Origin of the sequence: Ligilactobacillus sp. (assembly GCF_036846325.1) — a bacterium.
In the GTDB taxonomy this organism is placed as follows: domain Bacteria; phylum Bacillota; class Bacilli; order Lactobacillales; family Lactobacillaceae; genus Ligilactobacillus.
In genome coordinates this window covers 1-8,603 of record NZ_DAIUCE010000073.1, presented here as the reverse complement: position 1 = coordinate 8,603, position 8,603 = coordinate 1, and the positions used below count along the sequence as shown (strand labels likewise).

Sequence of the window (8,603 nt, the reverse complement as noted above, 5' to 3'; positions counted from 1 at the left end):
CCGCTTCTTTATCTTCCGGATCAGCATGATGTGCTGCTGTCCGGCTTGAGGGATAAACGCGACAGTGACATGCTTTCCGGAACTATATCGGATTTCCAGAACAAAAACCTCAATCTATGGCTTCAGGAAGCGGCAAACAGTTTCCTGAAGCTCAGCGACATTGAGAGTGCAGTCATTGACAAGTTCGACTATGACGGAATGGACGCGTACTTAGGATTTGACTACTCCATGTCGTCCGACAACACCGCTCTGGCCTTCGTCATTCCTTACGCTGACAAGACGGGGCGCAAGTGGCATGTCATGCAACACTCGTTCATACCATGGCAAAGGGCCGGCTCTATCGAGGCCAAGGAGAAACAGGACGGTATCGCCTACAGGGAACTGGCCAAGAAGGGCTACTGTACAATCACGGCTCATGAACAGGGACTTATCAGCACTGAGCAGGTCTTTAACTGGCTCGTTGATTTTGTTTCCGAGCACCGGTTGAAGGTCGTGTTCTTCGGCTATGATGCGATGGGCGTTAACGAATTCATCAAGCGTCTGGAATATAACACCAGTTATCCACTACAGGCAGTACGTCAGAGAACAGGCGAACTGAAGGATCCGACGAAGTTTCTGCAGAAACTGTTTGTCGAAGGATCACTGACCCGTTTTGATGACAAAATCATGGAGAAGGCGCTGATAAATGCGCAACTGTACGAAGACAAGGTCGGAATACAGGTTGATAAGGCGAAGGCAACGCTCAAGATTGACGTTGTTGACGCAATCATAGACGCAATGTACCAGGCAATGTATCATTTTGAAGACTTCGGCATCACAAACGACAAGAGCAATCAGGTTGACCTGATGACGGAACAGGACGTTCTCGACTGGTTCAACAGTGAGGACAGTGACACTATCTAAGGGGGGTGGTAATCATCATTCTTAAGCTTATCTGGAAGGCGATTGACGTCATTTTCTACGTGGCGGCAATCGTCTTTTTCGTATGGGGTTTCTTCCGGCTGAACGCAACTGCGGGAATCTTTGCCACAGGTTTTGCGTTTATTGTTCTGGGGCTTTTAAGCGAGGCTGTTGCCGGTAAAGGAGGTGATTAATGATGCCGATTTTCAATCTGATGTCCGTCCCCGATTCCAACGATTATACAGTAGTGGATTTCCTGAGCGGCAAGACAGAGAGCGTATACGTTTCAGCGCGTGAAGCACTTCATAATTCCGATGTCTTCGCAATCGTCAACCTCATTTCGGGAGACCTGGCAACGTCCCGAATACGTGCGTCATCATCGAGAATGCAGGGCATGATTGACAAGCCGACCACGATGTCCAATGGCCATCTGTTCTGGAAATCTGTATTTCTGCAGCTCCTTCTTGGCGGTGAAGCCTATGTATACCGATGGCGCAACAGAAACGGGGTTGACTTGAGATGGGAGTATCTCAGACCGTCACAGGTTGACGTTTTCGAACTGGATGACGGCTCTTCGCTTGTCTATAACGTCACGTTTGACGAGCCGGGAATCGGAATTGTCAACTCGATTCCCCAGTCTGACATGCTGCACTTCCGGCTTATCAGCAGAAACGGCGGCAAGACCGGCATTTCGCCGCTTGCGTCGCTGTCTTCAGAACTGGCAATCAAGAAGGCCAACACGAATCTGACATTGACCGCGCTCAAGCAGGCGATAGTATCGCCGGGCATTCTGACCATCAAGAAGGGCGGCCTGCTTAATGAGAAACAGAAAGCCGCACGGTCAAGGCGTTTCATGGCACAGCAGGAGTCATCGAACTACGGTCCCGTGGTACTTGATGACCTTGAAGACTACAAGCCGCTTGAAATCAAGTCCGATGTGTCGGCACTGCTCAATCAGACTGACTGGACGGCTAATCAGATTGCCAAGGTATACGGGATACCGGACAGTTATCTGAACGGACAGGGCGATCAGCAGTCATCACTTGACCAGATCAAGGGAATGTACACGAACGCTCTTAATCGCTACATGGGAACGATTCTAGGAGAGCTGAACAATAAGCTGAACTGCCGGTTCACTGCCGATTTGCGACCTGCTGTTGACCCGTTGGGAGACGGCTATGCTGCAAAGATTTCCGAGATGGTCAAGACCAACGCCCTTGACGGCAACCAGGCACGATATATTCTGCAGAAGTCCGGCTACTTCCCGGAAGACATGCCTGAATACTCGGGAGCCTTGAAGGGAGGTGAGGAAAATGACAGCAATTGAAGTCAAGGCTGACATCGTTGATAACGATACAGGAAGGTTCTATGACTGGATAGGATGGGATGCGGTATACCCGGGCAAGGTCGCCACTCTGCTTGACGGTGCCGATGAAGTTGAGGTCAACATCAATTCGAACGGTGGTGACGTGTTTGCCGCGTCGGAGATTTACACGCTGCTGGCACAGCATTCGGGCAGGGTTACGGTCAACATTCAGGGTCTTGCCGCGTCAGCTGCGTCAGTCATCGCAATGGCCGGCGATGTAGTGCATATCAGTCCTACGGCACAGATCATGATCCACAAAGCGTGGACGACTGCTGACGGCAACGCTGATGATATGGCTCATACGGCAGATTTTTTGGAAGGCATTGATGACTCAATCATGAATGCCTATGTTGCCAAGACAGGGCTTGACAAGGCGGAATTGTCGAACATGATGGCCAAGGAGACGTGGCTTACTGCCAGTCAGGCGGTTGACTACGGATTTGCTGATGACGTCATGGACTTTGGCAAATCGAGAGAGCCTGTACTTAACTCTGCCGGTTATCCACAGGTCAGCCGAGCCGTTGTGGACAGATGGAAGAAGACCATGGCAAGCGCAGAAGCCTATGAAAAGCAGAAAAAAACTGTTGAAAATAGAGATGCGGATGTTGTTGGAAAGAAGAAGCTGCAGGCCAAGATTGACCTGCTTTTTTAGAAAGGAAGTAAAGCAATGCACGTAATGAACGTTAATGACTTGAAGCTGGCATTCGATGAAGCCGGTGCAAAGGTTCAAGAACTTGAAGACAAGCGCGCCGACCTTATTCTTGACTTGAAGAATGACGCAGATTCGCATTCTGCAGACGAGCTCAAGGCCGTCAAGGATGAGCTGGCAAAGGCCGTCGCAATCCGTGACACAGCAGAGGAAGCATACGCTGACGCCCGAGCGGAACAGGTCGCAAACATGAGGGCAGAGAACAGGGAACCGCTGACTGCCGATGAGAAAACGCTCAAGGACAAGTTCGTATCAGATTTCAAGGATATGATTACAGGCGCAAAGGTGTTCAACAAGGTTGATTCCACTGTTGATACGTCCGGTTCAGCTGCAGGGCTGACAATTCCGGAGGACGTGCAGACAACAATTCATGCTCTGGTCCGTCAGTATGATGCACTCCAGAACTATGTCAACGTTGAGAATGTCGGTACTGCCACAGGGTCCCGCGTATACGAGAAATGGTCTGATGTCACGCCTCTTGCCTCTATTGATACAGAAGATGGGAAGATTGGCGACAATGACGATCCAAAGCTCACAACGGTCAAGTACGTCATCAAGCGGTATGCCGGCATTACTACAGCCACAAACACACTGCTTGCAGACACGGCGGAAAACATTCTCGCCTGGCTGACCGGCTGGATTGCCAAGAAGGTTGTCGTAACACGTAATCAGGCTATTCTCACCAAGATTGCCGCTTTCGAGAAGAAGCCGACACTGGCCAAGTGGGACGACATCATTGACCTTGAAAATTCTGTTGACCCTGCCATCAAGGCAACATCTGCCTTCATGACCAACTCTTCCGGCATGAATGCCTTGCGCAAGGTCAAGAATGCAATGGGTGACTATCTCATGCAGCGTGACGTCACTGAACCGGGTAAATACACAATTGACGGCTACCGTGTGATTGAAATTTCAGACCGCTGGCTTGCCGATAACGCTGGATCACACCCGCTCTACTTCGGTGACCTCAAGCAGGCGGTCACACTATTTGACCGCCAGGCTATGTCTCTTATGACAACTAATATCGGCGGCGGAGCATTCGAAACGGATACGACCAAGATTCGCGTCATTGACCGCTTTGATGTCGCCTCAACTGATGCCGAAGCGTTTGTTCCGGGGTCATTCAAGGCAATTGCTGACCAAAGCGCCAACTTTGCTGCTTCTGCGGGCAAGTAGAAGGTGATTTAGATGGCGGTTAGCTTAGAGACATTGAAGGATTCACTGCGAGTTGATGATACTGTTGATGATGAATTGCTGACCGGCTATCTGGATGCCGCTTCGTCATTCATCATGAATGCTGTCGGGGCTGATGACGCAAGCTATTACGAGAACAACGGGCGGTTTGACACGGCCGTTCTTGCGCTTGCGTCAACGTACTACATGTATCGCATGACGGCATTTACAGGCTCGGTTACTACAATCAACGCAACTATGAATTCGCTTATAGGACAGATGCGCGGGGAGGTGGCGGCACTTGAAGAATCTCAATCCAAGCCGGATGAGGGGTAAGGCCGCATTCGGGCATATGGGGGCAACCGACAGGAAAAATCCCAACACAGGGCGTCCGATTCAAGGGTTTGTCCCTGACTTCTCTGTGTGGTATGGAGAGTATTCCCTGTCAATGGCCGACAGTATTGCATACCATGGCATTGACCAGAGCATAGCGATGGTTATCTTCGTTCGTCACAACCATGCATTGAACGATAAATACAAGGTACAGGTCAATGGCGAAGTTTACGATATTGTAAACATCAAGGAAGATGACGGTATTCCACCGGTCGGATTTGACTTGATTACGCTGAAGAAGGTGGATAAGAATGGTTAACTCAATCGGTCACGAAGAGTCATTTGAAGGAGTGCTTACCAGATTGGCCGAAGGGCTGACACTGGAGGACAGAAAACGTGCCAATAAGGCCGGTGCTGACATCTTTGCCGCAGAACTTAAGGCGAAGACACCTCGCTCTGACAGGATATACCATGACGGGACACCTCATATTCAAGATGCGGTGCTCGTCATTACAGAGCCGAGCGGCCGCGTTGACGTCGGCTTCTCTGATGAGTCCAAGCGTGGCTATATTGCACGTTTCCAGAATGACGGCTGGATAGCGACTGACCGCAACGGATACAGTCACAAACACGTTCCGGGCAAGCATTTCTGGGAGGCGGCCGAACTTGCCTCAAAGGACAGAATACAGGAAGCTATCAGGCAATCTCTGGAAGATGCCTTTGCAAGGAAGGTGGGGGGAAAATGACACCTGCCGCATATGTTTATGGAATTCTTGCCGATAACATTGATTCAATTCCAGGACTTAAGACAGATGATATCTACACGTTCGGCGTGGACGATTCTGCAGGTTCCGATGTGATTGTGCTGATTACAGAAGCACCGGGAATGGGTGATGATTATGGCAACGACAATATTCTATATACCAATAAACGGATACAGATTGATTTCTACTATCCTAAAGACTATGAAGAAGACATGAACGCACTGGAACAGAGCCTGAAGAAGGTGCTGAGAGAAAACGGGGTGTACTGTTACTCCGATGCGGGGCATGTCTTGAGCCTGGATAGCAGGAACATTACCAACACACTTAAGTTCAACATTAAAATGGAGGTCTGAAAATGGCTATAGTAGGTCTATACACAACTTATGTAGGAATCAAGGGCGAAGACGGGAACGTCATCGTCGGAGTGGACAAGGGCGGGGTTTCTGAAACCGGCGTCTATGAAATTAATACATCGAAGAAGAACGGTAACCTCGGTGCAACGACCGCCAACATCACGGGCCTTTCCGGCACGGTTACAAAGGTGTACGGCAATGACGCCCTTGTTGCAGTCAGCAATCCACCGGCTTCACCGTCCGTAGCACTGACGTACAACCAGGTCAACGTTGCGGTTAAGCAGGCACTGCTTGGACGCAAGCTTTCAAATGGCGGTTATGTCGATACTGACGATACAGTGGAAAGTGCACTTATCGTTGCGTCTCACGACGAAATTGAAAACAAGGCAATCTACTTTGCCTTTCCACGTGGCGTTTTCAGTGAAACTCAGCAGAATGTGCAGTCCAACACTGACACGGCTCAGACTCGTGAAACGGAGCAGCTGACGTTCACGGCTCTTGCCGCACCTGCGCTTAATAACAAGACATACAAGATTTACTATGAAGGTGCAAAGGACTTCAGCATGAAGAAGATGTTTGACGAGGTCTTCGGCTCGACGCAGAAGTTTGTGACTGCTGAAGCCGCTCCTTCAGCACCGCAGGGTTCAGAATCACACTAGTTGATCAGACAGAGACGAGAGATGTGAGACGAATAACAAGAAAGGATGTTTAATAATGGCAAAGGTAGTAAAGATTGACGGCACTGTTCTCGGTTTTCCTGAAAAGAACTGGAAACTGATTGACTCAAACACAAACGTGAAGAAGTTTATCAGAAATTTTACCGAATGGAATGACAATTTACTTGAGCTGGATGAAAATCCAATCTCTCTGATGAACTTCATTGTCGATAAGGTTCCGGATATTCTGGAAGACATGTTGGAGCTCAGCAAGACGGAGCGGAAGAAGCTTGATGAAGCTTCATTCTCCGACCAGTACGATGTGTTCCGTGAGATGGCACGTCAGTTTCTGGGTATTGACATGGGATCGCTTAACGATGACAGCGAGGTGACTGAAGACCCAAAAAAGCAAGAAGAAGAATGAATCTTCAGTTACGGCAGCTGAGCGATGATATTGACTATATGGCTAAGCAGCTGCTTACTGAAAACGGTGTCTTGCCGGAAGATTACTATAATTCTTCTTATTCTGACATGCAGACGGCACTGGTTTCACGACCACGTGAAGAGCGTGTGGTTGATGCCGGCGAGTTTGCAAGATCTTTGATGAAAGGGGGAGGCTAAATGCCTAAAATCGAAGGCTATACGTTCTCGATAGACCTTGATGACCGTGGTGTTGGTCGCAAATTGCAGACCATTAAACAGGAAGCTTATGCACTGAAGAATGCAATGCGCACCAACTTTGAAGAAATTCGAGCAGGTGAGGGCGTAATGGCAGCATACGCCAATAAGGTTACGGATGCCGAGAATGCAATCAAGGCACAGAATGTGCTTATTGAACGTTTAAGAAAAGAACAGTCGGGGCTTAATACTGACACCGATAAAGGTCAGAAGGCGTGGCTTAGATACGAAAACCAGATCAATGCTGCCAAAAGGGCAATTAACAGTTTGACTGCCCAGCAGGAAAAGGCACGCCAGATTAGTTCTCAGGAGAATCAGCTTCACCTTCAGGCAATACGAAATCTTGAAACGCTGACTAAGAGGACTGACGAAGTCCGCAACGCAACGTCGAGAGTAACGGACATTACCACCTCATATGCTCATGCTCTTGAAACAGAGGGACGGACAAATGAAGCCGCCAGGGCAAAGCTGAAGGGGTTGGAAAGCGTTCGAAAATCGCTTGAAATTCAGTTGAAACAGGAAAAACTGCTTCTTCAGGAAACGGCAAGAGTTTCCGGTGAAACTTCAAGTGCATACCAGTCACAGAAGGCAAAGGTCGAGGACCTCACTCTCAGCTACAGACAGAATGAAGCTGAGATCAGGAATCAGATAAAGGTCACGAAAATGTGGCCGGAGCATGCCAGCTCTTCGCTTGAAAAATTCAAGAACTCCGCCGTGAAAGTCACGACGACAGCACTGGCTGCAGCAAGCTCCGTCACTGCAGCAACATCGAGTGTTATCAGCAAGCTTGAAGAAGGTTCGGAGAAGGCGTCTGAACTGAGCAGTCAGTACAATGTCATCAAGAATAACCTGGTGACTGGCGGAGAAAGCGTCGCCGAGGCAACCAGGGCGGTTGCAATCATGCAGTCTGACGGAGAGAAATACTCACTGAAGTATGGAAAGTCTCAAAAAGACATCGCTGACGCTTATCTGGAACTTGTCAAGCGTGGCTATACAAGCAAACAGGCAATTGGTGCAATGAACACCGAACTTCAGGGTTCCATTGCTTCGGGGGATGATTTCTCCGATGTAGTTGAAGTTGCGTCACAGACTCTTGAAGGATTTGGAATGACCGTTGACAAGAACGGAAAACAGCTCAGTTCCACCAGGGAGATGACGGTGCAGACCAAGAAGGCCGTCAACACCTTGGCCTACTCTGCTGATGTTACGTCAACATCGTTCCAGTCTCTGGGCATCGGGATGTCTTATGTATCGGCTACAGCTCACCAGGCGGGATTCAGTTTGTCTGAAACGGCAAGTGCCATGGGTGTTTTGAGTAATAATGGTTTGGAAGCAGACAAGGCTTTGGTAAAACTGGCCGCTTAGCGAGAAATTGCTTTGAAAAATAACTTTGTTAATTCGGGGAAGGCTAAATCATGATATAATAATCTCAAGATGATAAACGTTTTACGGAGGTGATAGCATGTACAAGTGGAAAAAAGGTGATGGTAAGACAATGGCGGCTGTTGTAGTCGCCGGCGCAATTGGCGCAATCACAGGCTTTATTTGTAGTATATATGATATACCATCACCTATGGAGTGGGTTGACAATCTTTTTACAAGAGCTGCTGATTTTATATTAATATTCATTTTTCTTGCTGTCTCCGGCGTAATTTCGTTTATAAATAAGTT

General features: G+C 48.7%; 14 protein-coding genes. All 14 read left to right on the top strand.

Annotated elements, in window-relative coordinates; all coding sequences use genetic code 11:
• Nucleotides 1–903: terminase TerL endonuclease subunit (locus V7Z60_RS07370; protein ID WP_334117191.1), on the top strand; the 903-nt coding region annotated here is incomplete at its 5' end.
• A 5-nt stretch (nucleotides 904–908) separates the two neighbouring features.
• On the top strand, nucleotides 909–1,094 hold the full coding sequence (locus V7Z60_RS07365; protein ID WP_334117190.1) for a DUF1056 family protein: 186 nt from the start codon (nucleotides 909–911) through the stop codon (nucleotides 1,092–1,094).
• 2 nt (nucleotides 1,095–1,096) lie between these two features.
• Nucleotides 1,097–2,227: a phage portal protein gene (locus V7Z60_RS07360; RefSeq protein ID WP_334117189.1), complete on the top strand. Its 1,131-nt coding sequence runs from the start codon at nucleotides 1,097–1,099 to the stop codon at nucleotides 2,225–2,227.
• Nucleotides 2,214–2,918, top strand: a complete 705-nt coding sequence (locus V7Z60_RS07355; protein ID WP_334117188.1) for a head maturation protease, ClpP-related — start codon at nucleotides 2,214–2,216, stop codon at nucleotides 2,916–2,918. Before V7Z60_RS07360 ends, V7Z60_RS07355 begins: the two co-directional genes overlap by 14 nt.
• 24 nt (nucleotides 2,919–2,942) lie before the next feature.
• Entirely contained in the window at nucleotides 2,943–4,151 is a 1,209-nt protein-coding gene (locus tag V7Z60_RS07350; protein ID WP_334117192.1) for a phage major capsid protein, read from the top strand.
• 12 nt (nucleotides 4,152–4,163) lie between these two features.
• On the top strand, nucleotides 4,164–4,484 hold the full coding sequence (locus V7Z60_RS07345) for a head-tail connector protein (protein ID WP_334117187.1): 321 nt from the start codon (nucleotides 4,164–4,166) through the stop codon (nucleotides 4,482–4,484).
• On the top strand, nucleotides 4,450–4,800 hold the full coding sequence (locus V7Z60_RS07340; protein ID WP_334117186.1) for a phage head closure protein: 351 nt from the start codon (nucleotides 4,450–4,452) through the stop codon (nucleotides 4,798–4,800). Before V7Z60_RS07345 ends, V7Z60_RS07340 begins: the two co-directional genes overlap by 35 nt.
• Nucleotides 4,793–5,227, top strand: a complete 435-nt coding sequence (locus tag V7Z60_RS07335; protein ID WP_334117185.1) for an HK97 gp10 family phage protein — start codon at nucleotides 4,793–4,795, stop codon at nucleotides 5,225–5,227. Before V7Z60_RS07340 ends, V7Z60_RS07335 begins: the two co-directional genes overlap by 8 nt.
• Complete coding sequence (locus V7Z60_RS07330; protein ID WP_334117184.1) at nucleotides 5,224–5,598, top strand: DUF806 family protein; 375 nt, start codon at nucleotides 5,224–5,226, stop codon at nucleotides 5,596–5,598. Before V7Z60_RS07335 ends, V7Z60_RS07330 begins: the two co-directional genes overlap by 4 nt.
• A gap of 2 nt (nucleotides 5,599–5,600) precedes the next feature.
• Nucleotides 5,601–6,257: a major tail protein gene (locus tag V7Z60_RS07325; RefSeq protein WP_334117183.1), complete on the top strand. Its 657-nt coding sequence runs from the start codon at nucleotides 5,601–5,603 to the stop codon at nucleotides 6,255–6,257.
• A gap of 55 nt (nucleotides 6,258–6,312) precedes the next feature.
• Nucleotides 6,313–6,678 (top strand): hypothetical protein, encoded by a 366-nt coding sequence (locus V7Z60_RS07320; RefSeq protein ID WP_334117182.1) that lies wholly within the window; start codon nucleotides 6,313–6,315, stop codon nucleotides 6,676–6,678.
• Nucleotides 6,675–6,875 carry a hypothetical protein gene (locus V7Z60_RS07315; protein ID WP_334117181.1) on the top strand — a complete coding sequence of 67 codons (201 nt, stop codon included), beginning with the start codon at nucleotides 6,675–6,677 and terminating at the stop codon, nucleotides 6,873–6,875. The genes V7Z60_RS07320 and V7Z60_RS07315 overlap by 4 nt, the downstream gene beginning before the upstream one ends.
• The gene (locus V7Z60_RS07310) at nucleotides 6,876–8,297 is read left to right on the top strand and encodes a phage tail tape measure protein (RefSeq protein WP_334117180.1); all 1,422 of its coding nucleotides are present in this window, start codon (nucleotides 6,876–6,878) and stop codon (nucleotides 8,295–8,297) included.
• A gap of 97 nt (nucleotides 8,298–8,394) precedes the next feature.
• The coding region (locus tag V7Z60_RS07305; RefSeq protein ID WP_334117179.1) for a hypothetical protein at nucleotides 8,395–8,603 on the top strand (209 nt) is incomplete at its 3' end.

Excerpts from the sequence above, each read along its gene's own strand:
- V7Z60_RS07360 (WP_334117189.1), top strand. The coding sequence starts at position 1,097 with ATGCCGATTTTCAATCTGATGTCCGTCCCCGATTCCAACGATTATACA.
- V7Z60_RS07355 (WP_334117188.1), top strand. The coding sequence starts at position 2,214 with ATGACAGCAATTGAAGTCAAGGCTGACATCGTTGATAACGATACAGGA.
- V7Z60_RS07350 (WP_334117192.1), top strand. The coding sequence starts at position 2,943 with ATGAACGTTAATGACTTGAAGCTGGCATTCGATGAAGCCGGTGCAAAG.
- V7Z60_RS07345 (WP_334117187.1), top strand. The coding sequence starts at position 4,164 with ATGGCGGTTAGCTTAGAGACATTGAAGGATTCACTGCGAGTTGATGAT.
- V7Z60_RS07335 (WP_334117185.1), top strand. The coding sequence starts at position 4,793 with ATGGTTAACTCAATCGGTCACGAAGAGTCATTTGAAGGAGTGCTTACC.
- V7Z60_RS07330 (WP_334117184.1), top strand. The coding sequence starts at position 5,224 with ATGACACCTGCCGCATATGTTTATGGAATTCTTGCCGATAACATTGAT.
- V7Z60_RS07325 (WP_334117183.1), top strand. The coding sequence starts at position 5,601 with ATGGCTATAGTAGGTCTATACACAACTTATGTAGGAATCAAGGGCGAA.
- V7Z60_RS07320 (WP_334117182.1), top strand. The coding sequence starts at position 6,313 with ATGGCAAAGGTAGTAAAGATTGACGGCACTGTTCTCGGTTTTCCTGAA.
- V7Z60_RS07315 (WP_334117181.1), top strand. The coding sequence starts at position 6,675 with ATGAATCTTCAGTTACGGCAGCTGAGCGATGATATTGACTATATGGCT.
- V7Z60_RS07310 (WP_334117180.1), top strand. The coding sequence starts at position 6,876 with ATGCCTAAAATCGAAGGCTATACGTTCTCGATAGACCTTGATGACCGT.